We start from the raw sequence: 22335 nt of genomic DNA on the forward strand, positions 1-22335 counted from the left end.
CCCGGAGAACGCACTATGAAGGCGACGTGGAACGGGACCGTGCTGGCCGAATCGGACCAAACCGTTGTGGTCGAGGGGAACCATTACTTCCCGCCGACCGCGATCCGCACGGAGCACTTCGAGCCGAGCGCGACGCACACCGTGTGCTCCTGGAAGGGGACCGCGAGCTATTACACCGTTGTGGCAAACGGCCAGCGGAACCCGGACGCGGCGTGGTACTACCCGGACCCGAAGGCCGAGGCGCAGAACATCGCCGGTTACATCGCGTTCTGGAAGGGCGTAACGGTGACCGCCTGATGTTCGCGCTGACCGACGTCTCGAAAGTGTTCGCCGGGCGCGCGGCACTCGGCCCGCTCTCACTCGACGTCCCGGCCGGCCGGACCACGGTGCTGATCGGCCCGAGCGGGTGCGGAAAATCCACGCTCTTGCGGCTCCTCATCGGGCTGGTCGAGCCGGATGTGGGTACGGTCCGTTTCGACGGCGCGCCGGTCACGCCGGATAGCGCCCGCGCCGTTCGGCTGCGGGTCGGGTACGTCATCCAGGACGGCGGACTGTTTCCGCACCTCACCGCACGCGGGAACGTCACCCTGATGGCCCGGCACCTCGGCCGACCACAAGAATCGATCCAAGCACGAGTCAACGAACTCGCCGAACTCACGCGCTTCCCCGCGGACGGATTGGACCGCTACCCGCACCAGCTCTCGGGCGGCCAGCGCCAGCGCGTCGGGTTGATGCGGGCCTTGATGCTGGACCCGGACGCGCTCCTGCTCGACGAACCGCTCGGGGCGCTCGACCCGCTCGTGCGCGCGGATCTCCAAGCGGAACTACGCGACATCTTCCGTTCGCTCCGCAAAACCGTGGTCATGGTGACGCACGACTTGGGCGAAGCGGCGTTCTTCGCCGACCGCGTTGTGCTCTTGCGCGACGGGCGGATCGTTCAACAGGGCAGCGCCGCAGACTTGTGGCACCGCGCCGCGGACCCGTTCGTCACCCGATTCGTTCAGGCCCAGCGCGGGCCAGAGGTGCCCGCGTGAGTCGGCCGAACGTACTCTCCGCTGTTCCGGTGGCCGTGTGCGCGGCACTCGCCGTAATGATCCTACTCGTGCCCGGGTGCTCGCGGCCGGCGAACAAGCCGGTGGTGATTGGCGCGAAGAAGTTCACCGAGTCGGTCATCCTCGCAGAAATGGGTACCCAGCTCGCGCGTCATTCCGGCGCCGAGGCGCGCCGCGACGACCTCGGGAGTACGCCGGTATTGTGGCGTGCGCTCGAGCAGGGCGACATTGATGCCTATGTCGAATACACCGGCACCATCAAGCGGCAGATCCTGCAGGATGACCCGGCCGACCTCACCGAAGCCCTGGCCGCGCACGGGGTCCGTGTCAGTCGCTCGCTCGGGTTCAGGAACAATTATGCGCTCGGTATGCGAAAGGATGTGGCGGTCGCAAAGGGCATCTCGAAAATCTCCGATCTCCGCGCGCACCCCGAGTTGAGGGGCAAGTTCACCCACGAGTTCCTCGACCGCCCGGACGGGTGGCCCGGCCTCAAGCAGCACTACGGTCTACCGCAAACAAACGTCGCCAGCATGAACCACACGCTCGCCTATCGCGCGCTCGTCGATAAGGCGATCGACGTGACCGAGCTGTACACCACCGACGGCGAGATCGCCCAGTACGACCTCCTGGTACTCGAAGACGACCGGCACTTCTTCCCCACATACGAAGCGGTCTGGTTGTACCGCGCGGACCTCGGCGAGCGCCACCCGGCCGTGGTGGATCAGCTCCGGCGGCTCGAGGGCCGCATCACCGAACCGATGATGCAGCGGATGAACGCCGCGGTGCAAGAGAGTAAGCAGGAAGAGGGCGCGGTCGCGAGCGATTTCCTGAAGGCCGAACTCGGCATCAGCACCAGTTCTTCGGACGGTACCCGCACCGGGCGCGTGCTCGTCACCACTTACGAGCACCTCAGACTCGTCGTCCCATCACTCCTGGCCGCGGTACTCGCCGCGATACCGCTCGGCATCCTCGCCGTGCGCCATCCGGTATTAGGTAAAGTCGTTCTCGCGGCCACCGGTGTGCTCCAGACGATTCCCTCGTTAGCGCTCCTGTTGTTCATGATCCCGGTGATGATGTGGTTGGTCGGCGAAGGTACCGGCGCCCCCCCCGCAATCGCGGCGCTGTTCCTCTACAGCTTGCTCCCGATCGTCCGTAACACCTACGCCGGGTTGACCGGCATCCCGGCGCCGCTCCGCGAGTCGGCCGAGGCGCTGGGGCTCCCGCCGTTCGCGATTCTATGGCGAATCGAATTGCCGCTCGCGGCCCCGACGATCCTGGCCGGCGTGCGAACGGCCGCGGTCATCAACGTCGGAACCGCGACCCTCGGTGGGTTCATTGGCGCGGGCGGGTACGGCCGACCGATCCTGCGCGGGATCGACAAATTCGACATCCCCCTCATGCTCGAAGGGGCGATCCCCGCCGCGCTCCTCGCGATCGCGATCGAAGCACTATTCGGACTGGTTGAAAGAGTTGTTGCGCAGCGCCGGTAGCCGACTTCCAGAATGCTCTTCCCGAGCAACGGCGCGTAGCATCGAGCGCTACGCGCCGTTGCTTCTTGACCGATGGCAGCCAGTATGGAGCGCACAGTCCAGCCACTCCGGGCGCGATTTTAGACGAGTGTCGCGAGAGGCGAAAGGATGTGGACGTGCGGTTGAGATCGGGCGAAGAGGAAGGCCGGCCGGGTGGCGCGGGTGTTTACGGCACTTTGAGCGGGACGACGACCGCTTCGACATCGGTAGCGTGCAAATCCCGAACGACCTTCTCCATCGCCTCGCGCCGCGCCTCGTAGTCCTCGGCGAACTCCGTCGCCAACGGGAGGATGGCCACAAAGATGTCGTTCATCTCACAGGCGGGGCAGTGGAAGTACAAGAACTTGACCCCCTCCAGCCCGTTCGCCTTTCGCTGAGACTCCAAGTTCCCCGTCTCTTCGCGGCTGAGATCGGTGAGGGTAAACGGGCGCCGGCAGCGGGTACAGTCGCGTTGCATTGTGGGCTCCTGGAGAGAGGACACCGTACATCGTACCCGCACCTCACTCCGCACAACGAACGTATTCTCGACACCGACTATTGCTTCCTCAGCACCAAATCGATCACCCAGCGCTCGCGCACGTGCGGTCCTGGTCCGCGGTGGTCTCGTGCAATTGATACACAAGGCTTCGGTGACGGACTCTATCGGAATGACACTCTGGGTACATCTCTCCTGCACAAACGACCAATACCGGTAAAAATCCCAGCCCCACGCGAGGATCAATCTCCCGAACCGGGTAAATGAAGCCTACCGTCAGAGCAATATCGTCCCAAATCCGCGCAGAAAGCCGCGCACGCCGGGCACCCGCGGTCCCACTTTTCAACTCAACTTGCCTAAGTGTGCCGGGTAATCGCTCCCGGGGCCGAGTCAAAGGCCGGCCAACCTACTTGGAGTGAAATACGCTTCGCCTCGTGCAGCCTAACAATTGATCCAGTCGCGCCAGTTCTCCACGCCCGCCCCAGTGAAATTGCGCCGAGCCGCGCTCACGCACGCGAACGGCACCGCCGTTGCTTAACAGTCAGGTGAGGCACACGCGACCACGTGCCGAGTAGAGGAACGACCCATGTCTGTTGCCCGCGCTGAAGACCAACTCGCGAAGGTGCTGTTCGTCGAAGTGCTGATGGCCGTCGCCGCGGACGATTCGCAAGAGGACGATGCGTTCTGCACCCCGTCCGGCGCGAGTACACCGCTGGAACCGGCCGCATAAGTCGGCTCTCATTCCCCCACTCACATCGACCCAGAGGATCGGGCCATGTACGAAGTCAATCACTACGCCAGCTTTGAACTGGCCCCCGAAACGAAGGCGCGGATGACCGAGGTGTTCGCTGGTCGCGTGTGCGTGCGCTGCAACGCGCCGGCGGTTCGGTTGGCGGGTGAACGCTTCTACTGTGCCGATCACTACCAGCGGAAACAGTCGCACGCGGCCCGAACACCAAAGGTATACCGGTGCGGAATCGCGATCCGCGATTGAGCCCGTTCACTGGCGACGCAAAGTGCCGATATCGTATCCGAATTAGAACAGCCGCCCCTGCCCGTTCGCGTCGGGCGGCGGCCGAAACTTCGAGCAATCGTAAGGCGGTAGCCCGCCGTCCAGACCGAGCCGCCGAGAGAACACCTTGAACACCTTCCGAATGAAGCCCGCGTACTCACCCGTTCCGGTCATCCGCTGATCGAACGCGCTGTTATTGAGCCGACCACCTCGTGCGTCCCGCACGCGCCCCTCAACGCGGCTCACCCGTTCTGGAAACGTTCTCGCCATCCAGTCCAAAAAGACCGGCGCAACGGCCAGCGGTAGCCGCAGCATCACGTACCCCGCGGCCCCCGCGCCCGCGACTTTAGCCGCCTCCAAAACGGTCGGCATCTCCGCATCATTGAGGCCCGGAATGACCGGAGCCACGAGTACCCGCACGGGCACCCCGGCGGCCGACAGTTCGCGGACCGCTCGAAGCCGGGCGAGCGGCGCGGACGCGCGCGGTTCCATTGACCGCGCGAGTGCGGCATCGAGCGTCGTAACGCTGATGTTCACGTGAACCAACCCGTCGGCGGCCATCGGAGCCAACAGGTCGAGGTCGCGCAGCACCAGCGCGTTTTTAGTAATGATGCTCACGGGCTGGCTCGAGACGGCCGCGACTTCGAGGCACCGGCGCGTGAGTCGCAACCGGCGCTCGCACGGCTGGTACGGATCGGTCACCCCCGAAAGCGCGATCGGCTCCGGCACCCACCCGTCGCGCGCCAGAAACGCACGAAACAGCTTCGGCGCATCGTGTTTGACGACGATCTTCGTCTCGAACCCCAACCCCGCATCGAAACCCAAATATTCGTGCGTCGGGCGCGCGTAGCAGTACGAGCACCCGTGTTCGCACCCGCGGTACGGGTTCAAACTGTAACGGAAGCCGACATCGGGGCTATCGTTTTCGGAGACGACGGATTTGGTGCGGTCCGAAATGAACTCCGTGGCCGGATTCGACAGGGCCGCAAGATCGTCGGCGTCCGGTTCGATCACGTCGAGCGCTGAAACCCTTGATGTACTATCAAATCGGTTGATTGGTCGGAGGTTCGATCCCCGACCGACCGCATCTATACGCGCGTCCCCCATTCCGTCATCTTAACGCCGGCTTGGGGGCACCGTAATCTCGGTAGGTGAGGCACGTGGTTACCCGAAGAACGGCCCGCGCGGGCACCGTACCGCGCGGGCACCGTACCGCACGCGACATCTCGCCAGAACCACAAGAGCAAGGCAGGTCACGATGAGCGCCCCCATTCACCTCCGACGATTCCACCCCGCGGACGCGCCCGCACGGTTCGCTTCGTTTCGGGGCACCGTTCACTGGGTGAACAGCCGGGACTACTCGCCCGCGCAGGTTCGGGCGCAGACCCCAGAGGAGATCAACCCGATCCGCTGGGCAACACTCGCCGACCGGTTCGCGCGTCTTAAGAGGAACGGCGCCGTGTCAAAGCACTGTCTCCGCGTGCAATTCGCGGCCACATTTGACATTGAATTTTGTACTTTTGACCACTATCGCGTATAATGGAGTGGGCGCACCACGTGTCGGGTAATGGAATTTGCAGTTCGGGTACAAACACGGGTGCGGAAGCGCGAAAATGTTAGCCGATGTTAGCCCCAATCGGCGGTTCGGGCGGGTAGTAGAGAGGGGGAGACGGTGTTAATTAACTTGAAAACCAAGCAGTTTGCGAGCGCGGGCGGCCACCGCTCCGTGTCACGCAGTCCCCTCCGGCCCGAAATGTTAGCAAATGTTAGTGTCGAACCGTGTGGCGGTATCGACCTGTGGGCGGAAACGCCGCGGTATCGATTAAACAGGCCATTAGCAGTTCACGCCCGTGTACTTACGAAGCTTCCGGATAAGGTTGGTCTTACTCCGGGAGCCTACCCAGGCAGCGCGAATAGCGGCTACAATTTTCCAATAATCAGTTCATCCCAACGAGCCACTGAGATAATGTTGAGCCCTGGTGCTTACGGCCAATTAGCCCACTTCGACGCCACCGAGGAAGCCACCGAACGCGAGGAACGAGCCGGTCGCGTCCATACTGGTACCATCGACCGACGTGACGCTCGACGTTCCGGTCCTCGAGCCAGCAACGATGTCGAGAACGCCGTCCCCGTTCACGTCGGCGACCGCGACCGTGAGATCGCCCGTGAAGCCCGGCAGTGCCAGGAAGCTCCGCAGTTCGGACTGATCGAGCCCGCTGAACACTTTCACGTGCGAGCTACCAGTTGCGGCCCCGACAACGACATCAACGCGACCGTCGCCATTCAGATCGCCCGCCGCGACCGTCACCCCGCCCAGGTAGCCCGGGAAAGCGAAGTAGCTCTGGAGCAACGAACCGTCGCGCCCGCTGAATATCTTGACGTGCGAGCCGCCCGTTCGGGAGCCGACGATCACGTCATCGAACCCGTCGCCGTCGACATCACCACTGGCGACATCGATCCCGCCCCGGGAGCCCTGGAAGGCAATGAAGCTGCCGATCTCACTCCCGTCGGCACCGCTGAACACTTTGACGTGCGAACCGCCCGTCCGGGTTCCGACGATCACGTCGTCGAACCCGTCGCCATCGACATCACCACTGGCGACATCGACCCCGCCCTGGAAACCCTGGAACGCGATGAAGCTGCGCTGGAGAGACCCGGTGGCCCCGTCGAAGGCCTTGACGTGCGAACCCGTGGCCGATGTCCCGGCGATTACGTCGGTGAACCCGTCACCGTTGGTGTCGCCGCCCGCGCTGGCCACCCCGCCCTGGAACCCGTCGAAGGCGAGGAAGCTGCGAATAAGGGAACCGTCCGCGGAACTGAAGATCTTGATGTGCGAACTCGTGTTCGCCGTGCCGACGATGATATCGGCGCGGCCGTCGGCGTTCACATCGTTGCCGGGCGTCGGCCGAACGGTTTGAGTCACCGTTCCCACACTGGCGAGGAAGTTGCCACCGACGGGGGTGAAACGCGCCGTGATCGTGTGCGTGCCCGAGGCGAGTGCCGCGGTCGAGAAGGTGGCCACCCCGGACCCGTTCACACTGACCGTAGCCAGAACCGTACCGTCGACACTGAACGTTACGGTTCCGGTCGGCGCGCCGCTCGCGGAGGAGACCGTTGCCGTGAAGGTGATCGCGTCGCGGAAGTCGGTTTCCGAATCGCTCGTGGTCAGTGCGGTTGTCGTGCCGCCGGCGGCCACGACCTGCGTCGCCGGTGCCGATGTGCTGCCCGCGTAGTTCGTGTCCCCGCCGTAGACTGCAGTGACGGTGTGTGATCCGCCCGAGAGGGTGGATGTGGTCAGTGTGGCGACGCCCGCACTGAGGGTACCGGCGCCCAGCAGTGTGGCCCCGTCGAAGAACGAGACCGAGCCGGTCGGCGCGCCCGCTCCCGGGGCCACCGGAGTAATCGTTGCGGTGAACGTCACCGCCTCACCGAATGCCGTCGTCGGGTCCGAAGACACCACCGTCAAGGTCGTACTCGCCTGGGAGACGATTTGCCCCCCGCTCAAGTTCCCCGAAGAGGTGTCGTAAATGCCCGCCCCCGCGTAGTTCACATCGACCGTGTGCGCGGCGGCGCTCAGTGAAGAAATTGCCGTAAACGTAGCGGTCCCACCGATCAGTGCCACCGTTTCAACGGTCGAACCGTCGATCACCAGCGTGACGTTCCCTGTTGGAGTGGCCCCGCTCCCCGCGACGGTCACCGAGAACGTCACCGGTTGTCCGAAGACCGCCGGGTTCACCGAAGACGTCACGGTCGCGGTGGGAGATTCGAGGGCGGTCAGGGTCACATCGTTACCGGTTCCACCGGCGTAGCTGATCCGGAAGGCCTGCCCGCTGACGGAGAAAACGGCCCCTTCTGCGAGGTCGATGAACGTTCCGGTCACCGCGTCGGTACCGTCGTTCGCGATAATCGTGAAGGTGCTGCCCAGGGCCGGGGTGAAGCCGAGGGTGACCGAGAGCGTTCCGTCCAGGGACACCGAACCGGTGACGCTCACCTGATCGTACTGCGTGCCGACCGCGGTGCCGTTCAGGTCCACACTCACAGTCGCGCCCGAATCCAAGGTCAAACCGCCCGTGCTGATGATCCCCAGCGGACCGCCCGGGGCAATGGTACCGGACCCGGTACTCACGGCCGGTAGCGTGCCCGAACCGCTCAGCGTGCTCTCGACAATGGCCAATTGACTGGTAGCGAGCGAGCCGTTAACGATCAACTCGCCGCCGTAGGCGTTTACGGTCCCGGTGTGCGTGCTCGTGCCCGTGAGCACCAGCGTGCCGGGGCCGTTCTTGTCGAAGTCCCACGAGCCGCTGATGGCGCCGGGGAGCGTCAAGGTCGTGCCGGCGGCGACATCGAAGGCCACGTTGTTGATGCCGGTGATCCCGATATCGCCCAGGATCGTGTTGGCGCCCGCGACGCTCATGATCTTGCTGAAGGCCGGGACGGGAACCCCGGAGATGTCGAGGGTCTTGGTCACGGGAACTGTGATCCCGCCGGAGAGTTCGAGAGTCGCTCCGTAGCCCACGTCGATCGTTGCGGCGGTGCCGGGGGCACCGAGCGCGCTCGCGCTGGCGGCCCGCAGGAAGCCCCCGAGGACGACCACGTTCCCGTCGAACGTGTTGGCCCCGCTCAGGACCGTTCGGCCGTCACCCGTTTGAGAAACAACGAGGTCGGACACCCCGCCACCGTCGCCGATGACACCGGTGATCGTCAGCGTCGCACCGGCCCGCGCCCCGATCCGGCTGCCGAGTACGAGGTTCACGTTCCCGGTGATCGTCGCGGCCCCGTTGAGAACCGCGAGCACGCCCCCGGACAGGTAGCCGTCGCCGGATACCGCAAACCCTTCCGCGATGGTCAGGTTCGATCCGCTGAAGAACACGCTGGCGACACTGACCACGGTGGTGCCGGCGGCCGTTGTTCCGAGGGCGGCATTACTTTCCGCTTGAATCACACCGGCGTTCACCGCGGTCGCACCCGCGTAAGTGTTGGCCCCCGCGAGCGCGAGAGTACCGGTGCCCGATTTGGTGATCCCGCCGTTCGCGATCACCGAAGTGATCCGCATCTCGGTCGAGTTCGAGGGATCGTCGTTCACGACCATCGAGAACGCTGCTGATCCGTTCAGGTCGAGGGTGCCCCCCTGGATCAGTGCGGTAGTGTCGTTACCTGCGTCAAAGGACGAAATGCTCGAAGAGAGAGTCAGAGTTCCCCCCGTCCCAATACTCACCGTGGACCCTTGCATAACGAGGGCATCGACCGCCTCGGACATGCCGTTCAGCTCGAAGACCGCGCCCTCGCCGACGGCCACGGTCGCGCCGTCGGCGATCTGGTTCGCGGCCAGGAGCTGAACCAGTTCGCCGCCGTCCCCGTCCCCAACGGTGAGGTCCCCGGCCACGGCCGTGGCGCCGGTCTTGTTCAGTCCGAGCGTTCCCTCGGTGAGGAGCGTTGTACCCGTGTAAGTGTTGCTCCCGCTCCCGGAGAGCAGCAGCGTCCCCCCGCCGGAAACGGTCAAACCCGCCACACCCGAGATAGCCCCACCGAAATCGAGTGCCCCGCCCGACGCGACGACCACGTCCCCGCCACCGAGAACCGTATCGAGCAAGAAGGCCGAAAAGCCCGACGTGTAGGTCGTGCTCACGTCCCCGCTCAGATCGATTCCGTTACCGACAATCGTGTAGTTGGCCCCCTGGACGGTGATCGAACTGAAGCTGGTCCCGCCGGCGAAGTCGTTGACCGTGGTTACGGGCGCACTCAGATCGGCGAAGACCAGATCGTCGCCGGCCGTGGGGACCATCCCGCCCCAGTTCGCGGCGGTCGTCCAGTTGCTGTCACCGCCCCCGCCGGTCCACGTCACGGTGCTCGGCGTGACGCGGTCTTCCAAACAGGTCAGCGAGAGCCGCTGCGCGAGCACCCGACGGCTCTTCCGGTTGAGACGGGCGGGGGCGCCAAGGCGCTGCAGAATCGAGTTAATCCACTTCATCTCGTTAACCACTTTCTGACACGATGTCGACCACTGCGGTGTGTTCACAGCGATGTCGGTGGCCGAGGGCGGGACCGGGCGCATGTCACGAGTCTGCCCGGACCGTAGTTCATGCCACGCGCGATTGAAGGGAGCGAAGGTGTAATTAACTGTGAACATGGGTCAAGAAGCCGCGGCATTGCGCCGTCGCGAGAATGTTCAGGAATAGGCTGAGGAATTTGTTGCGGGACAGACACAATGAACGAGTCTGGGGAGGAAAATGCTGTGGCTCCCTGTGACTCAGCCGCAGACCGTGATGAGGTGCCGCGAGGCCCCGAAATGAAATTTGATGGGGACATGAAGAACGCGCGGCGCAGAACGGGCTTTTCCCGTGACAGCGGAATGAGTGAATCCGCACCAGTGTCTGGTGCGTAGAGCTTTCGTCCCGCTGACGATTCACCCCATTACCTCGGGCACCAGATGTACCCCATACGCGCGCTCGCGGCCGTACTCCTGCTCACTTCACTCGCGCCCGCCGCGGACCCGGCCGAGTGGCCGCAGTGGCGCGGCCCGGCCCGCGACGGCACCGTTACCGGCCCGGCGTGGCCGGACAAGCTCGAGGGTGGTGCGCTCGAACGGGTCTGGCGCGTCGAGAAACTCGGCCCCAGTTACTCCGGGCCGATCGTTGCAACGGACCGCGTGTTCACGACGCAGACCGTGGACAAGAAAACCGAAGTCGTGACCGCGCACGACCGCAAGACCGGCAAGGAGTTGTGGAAAGCGAGCTGGGAGGGCTCCATTACGGTCCCGTTCTTCGCCGCGAAGAACGGGAGCTGGATCCGTTCGACGCCCGCGTTCGACGGCAAAACACTGTTCATCGCGGGCATCACGGACGTGCTAGTCGCGCTGGACGGGGGCACCGGAAAGGAAGCGTGGCGGCTCGACTTCGTCAAAGAGTTCGGCACTCCGTTGCCGGACTTCGGGTTCGTGTGCTCGCCGCTGGTCGATGATGCGGGCGTGTACGTGCAGGCCGGCGGCAGCTTCGTGAAGGTGGACAAGAAAACCGGGAAGGTTCTGTGGCGCGTGCTCAAGGACGGCGGCGGGACGATGGGCTCGGCCTTCTCCTCGCCCGTGTTCGCCAAGCTCGCGGGCGCGGATCAGGTGGTGGTGCAGACGCGGACGAAACTCGCCGGCGTGGAGCGGGACACGGGCAAGGAACTGTGGGCCAAGGAGGTTCCGTCGTTCCGCGGGATGAACATTCTCACGCCGGTGCCCGTCGGCGCGGACGGCATCCTCACCAGCACCTACGGCGGCAACACGCGCCTGGTGCGCGTGAAAAGCGCGGACGGGAAGTTCGACACGAGTGATGCGTGGGCACTGCGGTACGAGGGCTACATGTCCACGCCGGTCGTTGTGGACGGGCACGCTTACGTTCTGGGCAAGGACAAGCGCCTGGTGTGCGTCGACGTGAAGACCGGCAAGGAGGCGTGGAGCACCGACGACCGGTTCGGGGACTATTGGAGCTTGATCGCGAACAAGGACCGAATTCTCGCCCTCGACAGCCGCGGGATACTGTACTTGTTAAAGGCCAATGCGAAGGAATTCGATCTGATCGAAAAACGCAAGGTCGCGGAATCCGAGACCTGGGCACACCTCGCGGTCTGTGGCAACGAGATCTTCATTCGCGACCTGAACGGGCTGAGCGCGTGGCGGTGGTCAGGTAAGTGAATTCGCGAGCCCGGTCCCGCGGGGGAGCCCGAACCGGGCACGAGCGCCGAGCGAGTGAGCACCGATGAGAGACGCCGGAAACATCTTCGCCGATTTACCTGCAGAACGGCCCGCGGGCGAGCTGTTCGAGACGCTGCTGCAGCACCCGAATTGGAAGATCGAGCGCATTACGTCGTGGGGGCACGCAACAGCGCCCGGCGAGTGGTTCGACCAACGCACCGACGAATGGGTGATTCTGCTCGCGGGCGCAGCGCGCCTTCATATCGAGGGCGAACCCACTGCGCGCGAACTCGGACCGGGCGATTGGGTGTTCCTCCCGGCCCACCTGCGGCACCGCGTCGAATGGACGGACGAGACGCGGCCGACCGTGTGGCTGGCGTTTCATGCAGCAGCGGGAACCGCCCAGGATTAGGAACAATCGCGCGTGAATTCGCGGCGCTGAAATCGTAGCGCTTGCGAACGGACGTCGCGAGCGAAGTCGAACCCGGCGAAGCCCCATCGGAACCCGATGCGAACTCAACACGAGATGCTTTCTAAATCCTGTTCATCCCGTTCATCTTGTCAGAAGTCTTCTTTCGATCTCATACCGAATCGTGCGGATGACTTGTCTTCTGTAGCCGGCCTCCGTGAGGCCGGGGAGCCACCGACCGTGGATATCTCGGCCTCACGGAGACCGGCTACAGAAAATCAAAACGAGATCGTATCACTCACACCGGCCGTTCGCCTCAAACGCCAGTGAGCATTCGCCGCGCGGTTCGCGCGGTTTCACCTCACTCACCTTCGCAGCGAGTACAGCACGATCGCACTTGCGATGCGGAGCGCGCTTTCTTTGTCGTGGCCCAGACAGTCCGCGGACTTGTGCCCCTCGATCGCGCACCCGATGTCGTACTTGCTGTACACCACCACCCAGCGCCCGTCGAGCTTGATGCCCTCGAGTTCCACCGGGTAGGTCCGGAGTTCCTTTTCCGGCCCGGTTCCCTCGGCGTTCTCGCGCCGGCACTTCACGCTGCGCAAATCGATTCCGGCCTGCGTCGCGATCTGAAACAGCGGCTCGGACGGGGGGATCGGGACGAGCTTCTGGCCCGGGAACATCTTCCCCATTGAATCGCGGAACGACAGGTCGAAGGCGCGCCACTGCTTGATGTCGTTGCACGCCGCGTCCGCGAGCAGCAGCCCGCCCGTTTGCAGGTTCGCCTTCACGTTGTCCGCTTCGTCCGGGGTGAACTGGACCGGCTTGCGCCCGTGCAGGTACATGAACTTGAACTTGGTCACCTTGTCGTCGGACGGCGCGAGCACCTCGCTCGTGAGCGCCACATCGAGCTTCGCGTGCTGCCCCAGGTACGACATCAGGTTCCGCAGCGCGTCCGACGCCGGCGGTTGCTGCACGCTCGCGTCGCTGACGTACTTCAGTTGCAGTGCGCGGAACTTGCTGCGCGCGATGCCCCCGCTGTCGGCCGCCACGAGGATCGTCTTCGTAAGCTTCGGCTTGGGGAGTTCCATCCCGGTCGCGTAGGCGATGATGTTGCGAGCCAAACAGAACGCCTTCTCTCCGCGGTTCTTCGGGTCGCGCCCGTCTACCGGCATGAACCGGCGCTCCTCCCAGTACCCGGCGAGCGGGCTGGGGCTGAAGATCGCGACCGTGCGGCACCCGCGGTCCAGGTACATCAGGTCCGGGAAGTCGCCCGGGCTCACCCCGGGGAACATTTGCCAGATCGCGTGTTCCGGGGGCACCTTTTTCAGCGCGTTACCGGGGAAGATGCGCCCCACGAGGCCCTCGAAGGACGCCGCGAATTCCTTGTCCCCGCAGCACGCCTCGGCCATCAAGAACCCGCCCTCCTCGACGTACCGCTTGAGGATCTGCTCGGAGACCGAGAGCGTCGCATCGGTCGGGCGCGTCACGAACGGCATCGGGCCGTGCCCGTTGAGGTACACGACGGGCGATTGCAGGAGCAGCCCGACCTCGGAGTCGATCTTCTCCTGCGTCGAGAGGTCCTGGAGGCGCGGGTCGTACACCTGCCACGACAGCGGGGCGCCGTCGAAGATCTCGCGCTGGGCGAACTCGACCACGTTGCGGCAATCGTTGTGCTTGCGGTTCCAGTTCGGGACGCTGGTGATGGTGTCATCGGGATTGCGCTCGGTGAGGATCGCCTGGTCCCTTTTGCCCACCTCGCCCCGGATGTGGTTCCCCCACGCGAACTTGCTCACGAGCACCGGGGTGCGCCCCTTCGACAGGTACAGCAGCGCGAACGCAGTCGTGATGACCGGGTAGTTGCTGTCGATGCCCTTGGCGGTGTTACCGGTGTACGCGAACGAGCCGTCGATCTGCTGCAGCTTCAAGAGCGACACACAGCCCGCGCGGTACCAGTCCATCTTGCCGATGAACCGCTGCCCCGAGAGGCGCCCGAGGCGCTCGATGCCGTAGTAGTTGTAGAAGTACGACTTGCCTTCCTCGAAGTTGAAGTTGGCCCCGATGTAGAACATGCCCTTCGCGAGTTCGGTGTTGTCCGCGTAGATCCCGCACTTGGCCGCGACGCCGGTCGCGGGGTTGAGTTCCTGCTCGCTCTGGTCCAGGCCCATGTTGGCGATGAGCAGGCCGCACGCGCCGCCGACGCTCATGGTGAAACTCGGCCCCTCCCCGCCGGCGTTGTGGTACATCCAGTACCCGGCCTTCGGGTTCAGCTTGTCCGGCTGCTGCGTGCGCGAGTAATACCCCTGAATGTCCTTCCAAAGTTGGTCCTCGATCTTCACCCCCGCGGTTTTCGCTGCGTACAACCCGAGCAGCGCGTACTGCGTGTTGGAGTTGTCGGCGATCTGGTTGCCGGGGTAGCTCCAGCCCTCCAGTTTGCCCCCCCGTCGAAGCGCCTTGTCCTTGAACCACTCCACGTTCTGGGCGAGTTTGGGGAGGTCTTTCTTGTCCCGCGAGGCGATCATCGCTTCGGCCAGCGCCATCGTTTGGAGCGCGACGACGTAGGTCTTGGCCGGGGTGAGTTTGCGGAGGTAGTCGAGTCCGCCCTTGACGGTCGGGTCATCGACTTTGACGCCGGAGTTGAGCAGCGCGAGCACGGCCAGCGCGGTGGGTCCGCCGTCCATGTCCACGAGGGACTTGAGGATGAGCCCCTCCCAGTTCCCGTTGTTCTTCGCGGCTTCTTTTTTGAGAAACCCCACGCCGTTATCGATGGCCGTCTTCACCTTGTCGACGAGTTCGCCGTCCGGGTTCGCGGCCTTCGGCGGGGGCGGCGCGGGTTGTGCAACGGTGGGCGTGGGGGAAACGAGGAGTAACCCGGCGCAGAGCGCGAGGCCAACGGCCAACAGCGAACGGGTCATATCGGGAACCTCCGGGCGCCAACAGCCCGCCCTCCGCGCCCCCGCATTCGCCGGGCGGGTTCGGAGGGCCGGGTCGACTTTAACGCCCATTATACACTCACCACCGCAGCGGTTTCTGCCACGCTTCTTTGAGTGTCCCCAGTTTAACCCAGAGGAGCCATTCGCCGTTGGCGCCGGCGACGCGCAATCGGGGGTCCGACACGGTGGTACCCACCCGCGTAACCGGCACACCGGCCAAAGACGCCTCGAACGCCGGAGCGTGTTCCGGCTTCACTTCCATGAGGAAGCGACTCGGCGACTCACTGAACAGTTTCACCTCATCGGACAGGTTCCCGGGCAGCGAATTGATGTCGGCCCCGATCCCGCCCGCGAACGCCATTTCTGCCGCCGCGACCGCGAACCCGCCCTCACTCAAGTCGTGGCACGATCGCACCAGTCCCTGAGCGATGGCCGAATGCACGCCGGCAAACAGTTTGGGCGCACCGGCGAGATCGACCCTCGGCACATTCCCCCCGGTGCGCCCGGTCACGAGGTTGAAGTGCGAACCGCCGAGTTCGTCCTTCGTGGCGCCCACGAGATAGAGCGCGTTGCCCGCTTCTTTCAGGTCCATTGTGACGCACTTGCGAACGTCCGGTACGCGCCCGAGTGCGGTCACCAAGAGCGTGTGCGGGATGTCGAGCCGCTCGCCGTTCTTGCCGGTGTACGTGTTGTTCAGACTGTCCTTACCACTGATGAACGGCGTACCGAACGCGACCGCCACGTCGCGACACGCTTCCGCGGTGCGAACGAGCGCGCCGAGCACCTTCGGATCGTGGATGTTCCCCCAACAGAAGTTGTCGAGGATCGCGACCCGCTTCGGGTCCGCACCCACCGCGACCACGTTGCGCACGGCTTCATCGATGGCGGCTGCCGCCATCCAGTACGGGTCGAGATCGGCGAACCGGTGGTTGATCCCGCACCCGACCGCGGCGCCGGTCCAGGAACCGAGCACCGGTATCACGACCGAAGCGTCCGAAGGCCCGTCGTTCATCACGCCCACGAGGGGCTTGATGGCACTGCCCCCCTGCACCTCGTGGTCGTACTGGCGGATGACCCATTCTTTCGAGCATACCGAATAGTGCCCCAGGATCGCGACGAGCGCGTCTTGCGGCGTTTGTGCGGCCGGGGCGCTCGGCTGGGCCGGGACCGGTTCCGCCGGCGCCCATTCCGCGTTCTTGACGACGGTGGGGCGCCCGTCGTGAAGGAAGTGCATGTCGAGATCGGCGACGACGTCCCCCCGATACGACAATTTCAGGCGCCCGCTGTTCTCGAACGTGCCCAGAATGGCGGCCTCGACGTCCTCGCTCTCGCACAGTGCTTGCAGTTCCGGCCACTTCTCCTGCGGCACGGACAGCACCATCCGTTCCTGCGATTCCGAGATCCAGATTTCGGTGTAGCTCAACCCTTCGTACTTGAGCGGCGCCTTGTCCAAATGCACCGTCGCACCGAGGTCCGCTCCCATCTCCCCGACGGCCGACGAGAACCCGCCCGCGCCGCAATCGGTGATCGCGGTGAACAGCCCGCGGTCGCGCGCCTGAATGATGACGTCCTGAACCTTCTTCTCGGTGATCGCGTTGCCGATCTGCACCGCCCCGCCGCTCACCGTTTCCGACTCGTGTGTAAGTTCCAGGCTGGAGAACGTGGCGCCGTGAATCCCGTCGCGCCCGGTGCGGCCGCCCACCGCGACGATCAGGTCGCCGTCGTAAACCTTCTTGAACGCTTTATCGCACGGGATCGTGCCGACGGTGCCGCAGAACACGAGCGGGTTCGCGAGGTAGCGCTCGTCGAACAAGATCGCGCCGTTGACCGTGGGGATGCCCATCCGGTTGCCATAGTCGCGCACCCCGGCCACGACGCCGCGCATCACGCGCCGCGGGTGCAACACGCCCTGCGGGAGCTGGTTCGGATCGAAGTCCGGCGGGGCGAAGCAGAACACGTCGGTGTTGCACACCGGCTTCGCCCCGAGACCGGTCCCGAGCAGGTCGCGAATGACCCCACCGAGCCCCGTATTCGCGCCGCCATAGGGCTCAATCGCGGACGGGTGGTTGTGCGTCTCGACCTTGATGCAAATGTGGAAGTTGTCATCGAACTTCACAATGCCCGCGTTGTCGGCGAACACGCTCACGCACCAGTCGTCCGCACCGAGTTGCTGCCGAATGGTCTGCGTCGCGCCGAACACGGTCTCTTTGAGGAGGTTCTTGTACGTGCGCGTTTCGCCGGTGGAGTGATCGCGGAGCGTGATGGTGCCCTTGAGGGTCTTGTGCGAGCAGTGCTCGGACCACGTCTGCGCGATCGATTCGAGTTCCGCGTCGGTCGGTTCGCGGTTCAAGTCGCGGAAGTGCGCCTGAACCACCTTCATCTCGTCGAGCGAGAGCGCGAGCGTGTTGTCCTTGCTGAGCTTTACCAGCCCCACGTCATCGAGATCCCGGACCGGTACCGTGCGCAGCTCGAACTTGTACGGCGCGCCGAACCCGAGGTGATCTGCCTTGACCGGACCGACGACGATTTGCTCGATGGCGTCGTTCGCGAGCACCTTGCGGAACAGGACGTCGCGATCGAGTGACGGGAGTTCTGGTGGGCCGAAATAACGGCGGAAGGTGCGCACCGCAGTTACGGGGATGCCGAGCAGTTGGACCGCTTCGAGGACCGTTTGCGCGACCGGTTCCATCACGCCGGGTTTGAGGAGCACCGTGTACGAGTGCGCGGCCCGCGTGCCGATCGGGGCGAATTCGCCCACTTCTACGAGCGGGTCGACGAGCACCTCGCTCGTCAGGCGCGCGCGGTGCTCGTCGGTCAGGTCGCCCTCGAGCAAGAACCCCCGCGCGGACGCGCTGATGTGGTCGCCGCCGCGCTCCGCGTGCGTGAGCAGGTCGAACTCGTCACACACGCGCTCGCGCTCGCCGTCCTTACCGAGCGGGCGAATTTCAAGTTCCCAGAGCATCGCGTACCTTTTTCCCTTCGGTTAACCACTGCACGAGTCCGGCGTGGTCGCCGGCTTCGAGCACCTTGCGGAATGCGTCTAATCGGTCCGTGAACGCGGCGAGCGCGGAAAGGGTCGCGTCGCGGTTGGCTTCAAAGATTGCGGCCCACAGTTGCGGGTCGCCCGCGGCCACGCGGGTCACGTCGCGGAACCCGCCCGCGGAAAGGCGGAGCCAGTCGGTCGGCGTCACGGCGGCAACCGCCGACGCGACCGCGTGCGGCAAGTGGCTCGTGACCGCGACGGTCCGGTCGTGCTCCTCGGCGTTCATCAGCACGACGCGGGAACCGAGCGCCTCCCAGAACCGGCCCACCGCGACCGTCCGCTCCCAGTCCGCGCCGAATTTGCTGATAATGACAACCGTCACGCGGTTTTGGAACATATCGGCGCGGCCGTGCTCCGCGCCCGCTTTTTCAGAACCCGCGAGCGGGTGCGCGGCAATGTACTCCACGCCCGGCGGCAGTTTCCCGTGGAGCGCGGAGACGATACCGGCCTTCGTGCTCCCGCCGTCCGTGAAGCGCGTGCCGGGGCGCACGTGCGGCGCGGCGGCCAGAATCACGTCCGCGATCCGGTCCACCGGGGTACACACGACGATCAAAGACGAGTTCGCGACGCCCTCGGCAATGCTTGTGGTTCCCGCATCGAGCGCGCCGAGTTGGATCGCCTTCGCGAGTGTCGCCTCGTCGCGATCCACGCCCACGACGCGCCCGGCCACGCCCCGCATTTTGGTAGCGAGACCGACCGAGCCGCCGATCAGCCCGACGCCAATGATGGTAATCTGGTCGAACAGCATTCCGAGATTATAAGAACGCGACCGGGAAGAAACCGCTTGCCGTGACCGCCCGGTATCAGAGATAACGGAGTCATGCCCCGCGAACCCGCCGTTACCCGCAATTCGGTTCTACCGTCGCGCCGCGACTGGCTGCGGATCGGCGTTTCCGCGTCCCTCGGGCTGACGCTCCCGAGGGCGGGTGCGAAACCGTCTGCCGGAACGACCGGTCCCGGTTTCGGCCGCGCGAAGTCCGTGGTCGTGATCTTCACGAGCGGCGGGCAGAGCCAACTCGACACCTGGGACCCGAAACCGGACGCCCCCGCGGAAATTCGCGGCGCGTTCCGCACCGTTCAGACGGCCAACCCGGAACTGCGGGTCTGCGAACATTTACCCCGGATGGCCGCACTCGCGAACCGCTTCGCCGTGCTGCGGTCCATGACGCACAACGACCTCGACCACGGCTCCGCCTGCTATCTCGCGCTCACGGGCCAGTTCCACCCGCAGAGGTCATCCAACCCGCCCCCGCGCCCCACGGACTTCCCGGCCCTCGGCGCGGTGTTGAAGCGCATCCGGCCCGCGGAGCATTTCCCGCACACCGCAGTTCACGTCAACGGTCCGCTGCTCGCGCCGATCGAGGTCAGCCCGGGGCAGTACGGCGGGTTCCTCGGGCGCGGGTACGAGCCGGCCGAACTCGGCAACGTGACCGACACCGATCGGTTGGTCGCGTCGCTCAGTTTACCCCCGGACGTGCCCGTCGAGCGCCTCCACTCGCGCCGCGATCTGCTCGCCAAACTCGATCCCGGCACGAAAGCCGATCCACTCACTCGGAAGGCGTTCGAGTTGGTCAACGCGCCGCGCGTCCGAGCGGCACTCGATCTCGACCGCGAACCCGAAAAACTCCGCGACCGGTACGGTCGACACCGTTCCGGGCAAGCGTGTCTGATGGCCCGCCGATTGGTCGAAGCCGGGGTGCCGTGGACCACGGTGTTCTTTAACCACGGCATTCGCGGGCAGGACGACCACCCCGACGATACCGACGAGTACGGCTGGGACACGCACAACGACATCTTCGATTCACTGAAAGCGCACCTGCTCCCGCGCTTCGATCACTCGGTGTCCACGTTCCTCGAAGACATGGCGGTTCGCGGACTGTTGGAAAGCACCCTCGTCGTGGTGATGGGCGAGTTCGGGCGCGCGCCGCTCGTGGCCGTGGAAAAGTCATTCGCCGGGCGCGGATCGCCGGGGCGCAAGCACTGGGGCGCGTGCTACTCGGTACTACTGGCAGGCGCGGGGATCGTGCCCGGCGCGCTGTACGGGAAATCCGATCGCATCGCCGCTTACCCTCAAGCGGAGCCAACCACTCCGGGCGATCTCGCGGCGACGATGTTCCACGCCCTCGGCGTCGAACCGGACGCGCACTACACCGATGCCACCGACCGCCCGTACCGCGCGGTTACAGGCACCCCGATCACGAAACTCTTCCATTGACCGGATTTCTTCATGCGCACTCTGCTCGGTTTTGCCGTGTTCGCGCTCGCTGCGCCCGCAACCGCGGCCGACAACGACGGCTTCACACCACTATTCGACGGCAAAACGCTCGACGGCTGGACGTTCATCGTGAAGCCAGACAAAGAGGGCAAGAAAGCCGACCCGAAAACCACCTGGAGCGTGACCGACGGTACCATCCGCTGCACGGGCAAACCGAACGGCTGCATGGTGACCAAGGACGAGTTTTCGGACTACGTTCTGCGTGTGAAGTGGCGCTTCCCCGCGGACGGTAAAGGCGGCAATACGGGCGTGCTGCTCCACGTCCAAGACGAAAAATACTGGCCGACGTCCATTGAGGCACAGCTCCTTACCGGCCGCGCCGGGGACATCTTCCTCACCAACCCGCCCGGTGCGAAACTCGACGCGGACAAGAGCCGCCAGAACCCCAAGGTCGATCGCCAGTTCTTCCGGTTGGAAACGAAAGACCCGGTCGAGAAGAAGCTGGGTGAATGGAACGAGTACGAAATCACCTGCAAGGGCGGCGACATTACTCTCGTGATTAACGGCACGAAGGTGAACGAAGGCAAGAACGGCAACTTGACGAAGGGGCGCATCGCGCTGCAATCGGAAGGCACGGAGGTTCACTTCAAAGACGTGATGGTGAAGAAGCTGAAATAACTACCGGCAGCGACACCTTGAGCGAAGTTGCGAACGACCCACGGGAAACATGTTGGCGAACCCCACCCGCAAGGGTGGCGGGTGCGAGCAGTGCCAGATCTTCCGTTCGCGTACTACCCACCGCCCTTGCGGGCGGGGTTCACCCTTCGACTACACCAGTGCGATGGTGTGGTTGCTCAACTGCTCGCTCCCGTTATCGGTCACCAGGTAGTTGTGCTCGATGCGGAGCCCGCCCACGCCGTCAACATAAAGCCCGGGCTCCAGCGTCACCACGTCGCCCGCGACCAGCGTTTCGGTCGAGTGCCGCACGATGTACGGCGGTTCGGGGTGCGAGATGCCCAAACCGTGCCCACCGTGCGTGGTGAAGTAATCAGCCATCCCCGCGCCCGAGAACACGTTCCGCATCGCGTCGTAGACGTGCTGACACGTCACGCCGGCCTTCAGTTCCTTCGCACCCGCGGCGATCGCGGACAAACTCAAATCCATCAATTTTTGCTGGTCGGCGGTCGGGTTCCCGCCCACGCAGATCGTGTTCGTGAAGTCGCTGCGGTAGCCCTGCACGATCACCGAGTAATCGAGGATGAACAGTTCGCCCGCTTCAAGTTTGTGTGGCGTTGGCGGCCCTCCGCGCTTCTTCCCCCCGACCGATATCGTGAAATCCCCGTACACGACCGCCCAGTGGCCCAGCGCGGCGAATACCGCACTCGCGACGCCCGAGTACGCTTCGAGTTCCGTCACCCCGGGGCGAATGTTCGCGCGCCCCCAGGCGTGCCCCGCGTCGCACGCTTTCATGCACGTTTTCAGCAGCGCGACTTCGTCCGGGTCTTTCCGCCGGCGCAGGTCGGTGATGATACCGATTACCTGAGAACCGAGGGGATCGGCGATGGAATCGTGGATGCGCCCGCCGTTGGCTTCGAGCGCGGGCTTGAGGACCAGCCGGCGCGGGGCGAGTTCCGGTTCCTGGCCGCTGTACCATGCGAGCGGCTTGCGCTCATCGACCTGCGCGAACTCGACGCCCTTCGGGAGCTTGTTGTCGTGGTAGAGCGTGGCGTGTCCGTCTTCGCGGATCACCAACAGCGCGCCGAAGTCGGCGCTCGAACTGACGCCGTCAACGTAAAAGTTAGCGAAGTACCGCAGGTGAAGCGGGTCCGCGAGCACGACCGGGTGCGACGGCTTTAAGCGCTCCAGAAAGCGCTGGCGGCGTGTTTTGCAACCTTCGGCGGTGAGCATTGGTGGATCTTCCTAACGTGTGACCCCGAACATCGAACCGGCCCCGAATCGCACGGCTCAGGAAGAACCGCGCGATTCGGGACG

16 protein-coding genes are annotated in these 22335 nt (G+C 64.6%); 9 read left to right on the forward strand and 7 right to left on the reverse strand.

The features are described from left to right. Positions 1-15 precede the first annotated feature (15 nt). The 3 genes from J8F10_RS14720 to J8F10_RS14730 are packed head-to-tail and all read left to right on the forward strand — an operon-like array spanning position 16 to position 2542. Positions 16-297: a DUF427 domain-containing protein gene (locus J8F10_RS14720; RefSeq protein ID WP_210654738.1), complete on the forward strand. Its 282-nt coding sequence runs from the start codon at positions 16-18 to the stop codon at positions 295-297. Further along, on the forward strand, positions 297-1034 hold the full coding sequence (locus J8F10_RS14725; RefSeq protein ID WP_210654740.1) for an ATP-binding cassette domain-containing protein: 738 nt from the start codon (positions 297-299) through the stop codon (positions 1032-1034). The genes J8F10_RS14720 and J8F10_RS14725 overlap by 1 nt, the downstream gene beginning before the upstream one ends. Before the next feature lie 56 nt (positions 1035-1090). Further along, positions 1091-2542, forward strand: coding sequence for an ABC transporter permease/substrate-binding protein (locus tag J8F10_RS14730; RefSeq protein ID WP_210661955.1), 1452 nt, complete (start codon positions 1091-1093; stop codon positions 2540-2542). Positions 2543-2747: 205 nt separating this feature from the next. Here J8F10_RS14730 and J8F10_RS14735 read toward each other — a convergent pair whose 3' ends face one another. Further along, entirely contained in the window at positions 2748-3038 is a 291-nt protein-coding gene (locus J8F10_RS14735; protein WP_210654742.1) for a hypothetical protein, read from the reverse strand. Positions 3039-3642: 604 nt separating this feature from the next. Between J8F10_RS14735 and J8F10_RS14740 the strand changes: the two genes are divergently transcribed. Then, positions 3643-3786 (forward strand): hypothetical protein, encoded by a 144-nt coding sequence (locus J8F10_RS14740; RefSeq protein WP_210654744.1) that lies wholly within the window; start codon positions 3643-3645, stop codon positions 3784-3786. 45 nt (positions 3787-3831) lie between these two features. Beyond that, positions 3832-4050, forward strand: a complete 219-nt coding sequence (locus J8F10_RS14745) for a hypothetical protein (RefSeq protein WP_210654746.1) — start codon at positions 3832-3834, stop codon at positions 4048-4050. Positions 4051-4092: 42 nt separating this feature from the next. Here J8F10_RS14745 and J8F10_RS14750 read toward each other — a convergent pair whose 3' ends face one another. Then, on the reverse strand, positions 4093-5175 hold the full coding sequence (locus J8F10_RS14750; protein ID WP_210654748.1) for a PA0069 family radical SAM protein: 1083 nt from the start codon (positions 5173-5175) through the stop codon (positions 4093-4095). A gap of 886 nt (positions 5176-6061) precedes the next feature. Beyond that, positions 6062-10036, reverse strand: a complete 3975-nt coding sequence (locus J8F10_RS14755) for a beta strand repeat-containing protein (protein ID WP_210654751.1) — start codon at positions 10034-10036, stop codon at positions 6062-6064. 459 nt (positions 10037-10495) lie between these two features. On the opposite strand from J8F10_RS14755, the gene J8F10_RS14760 reads away from it, so the two are divergent. Then, the gene (locus J8F10_RS14760) at positions 10496-11743 is read left to right on the forward strand and encodes a PQQ-binding-like beta-propeller repeat protein (RefSeq protein WP_210654752.1); all 1248 of its coding nucleotides are present in this window, start codon (positions 10496-10498) and stop codon (positions 11741-11743) included. A 64-nt stretch (positions 11744-11807) separates the two neighbouring features. Beyond that, positions 11808-12155 carry a cupin domain-containing protein gene (locus J8F10_RS14765; RefSeq protein WP_210654754.1) on the forward strand — a complete coding sequence of 116 codons (348 nt, stop codon included), beginning with the start codon at positions 11808-11810 and terminating at the stop codon, positions 12153-12155. 362 nt (positions 12156-12517) lie between these two features. Here the strand turns inward: J8F10_RS14765 and J8F10_RS14770 are convergent, their stop codons facing one another. The 3 genes from J8F10_RS14770 to J8F10_RS14780 all read right to left on the reverse strand — a co-directional run bounded on the left by J8F10_RS14770 (position 12518) and on the right by J8F10_RS14780 (position 18876). Then, positions 12518-15067 (reverse strand): DUF4159 domain-containing protein, encoded by a 2550-nt coding sequence (locus J8F10_RS14770; RefSeq protein ID WP_210654756.1) that lies wholly within the window; start codon positions 15065-15067, stop codon positions 12518-12520. Positions 15068-15164: 97 nt separating this feature from the next. Continuing rightward, on the reverse strand, positions 15165-18047 hold the full coding sequence (purL, locus tag J8F10_RS14775) for a phosphoribosylformylglycinamidine synthase subunit PurL (RefSeq protein ID WP_210654758.1): 2883 nt from the start codon (positions 18045-18047) through the stop codon (positions 15165-15167). Next, entirely contained in the window at positions 18031-18876 is an 846-nt protein-coding gene (locus J8F10_RS14780; RefSeq protein ID WP_210654760.1) for a prephenate dehydrogenase, read from the reverse strand. The genes purL and J8F10_RS14780 overlap by 17 nt, the downstream gene beginning before the upstream one ends. Positions 18877-18948: 72 nt before the next feature. On the opposite strand from J8F10_RS14780, the gene J8F10_RS14785 reads away from it, so the two are divergent. Next, positions 18949-20343 carry a DUF1501 domain-containing protein gene (locus tag J8F10_RS14785; RefSeq protein WP_210654763.1) on the forward strand — a complete coding sequence of 465 codons (1395 nt, stop codon included), beginning with the start codon at positions 18949-18951 and terminating at the stop codon, positions 20341-20343. Between the two features lie 12 nt (positions 20344-20355). Next, positions 20356-21021 carry a 3-keto-disaccharide hydrolase gene (locus J8F10_RS14790; RefSeq protein WP_210654765.1) on the forward strand — a complete coding sequence of 222 codons (666 nt, stop codon included), beginning with the start codon at positions 20356-20358 and terminating at the stop codon, positions 21019-21021. A gap of 150 nt (positions 21022-21171) precedes the next feature. On the opposite strand, the gene J8F10_RS14795 is transcribed toward J8F10_RS14790, so the two are convergent. Beyond that, on the reverse strand, positions 21172-22251 hold the full coding sequence (locus J8F10_RS14795) for a M24 family metallopeptidase (protein ID WP_210654767.1): 1080 nt from the start codon (positions 22249-22251) through the stop codon (positions 21172-21174). Positions 22252-22335: the final 84 nt, after the last annotated feature.

Source organism: Gemmata palustris, from assembly GCF_017939745.1.
Classification (GTDB): domain Bacteria; phylum Planctomycetota; class Planctomycetia; order Gemmatales; family Gemmataceae; genus Gemmata; species Gemmata palustris.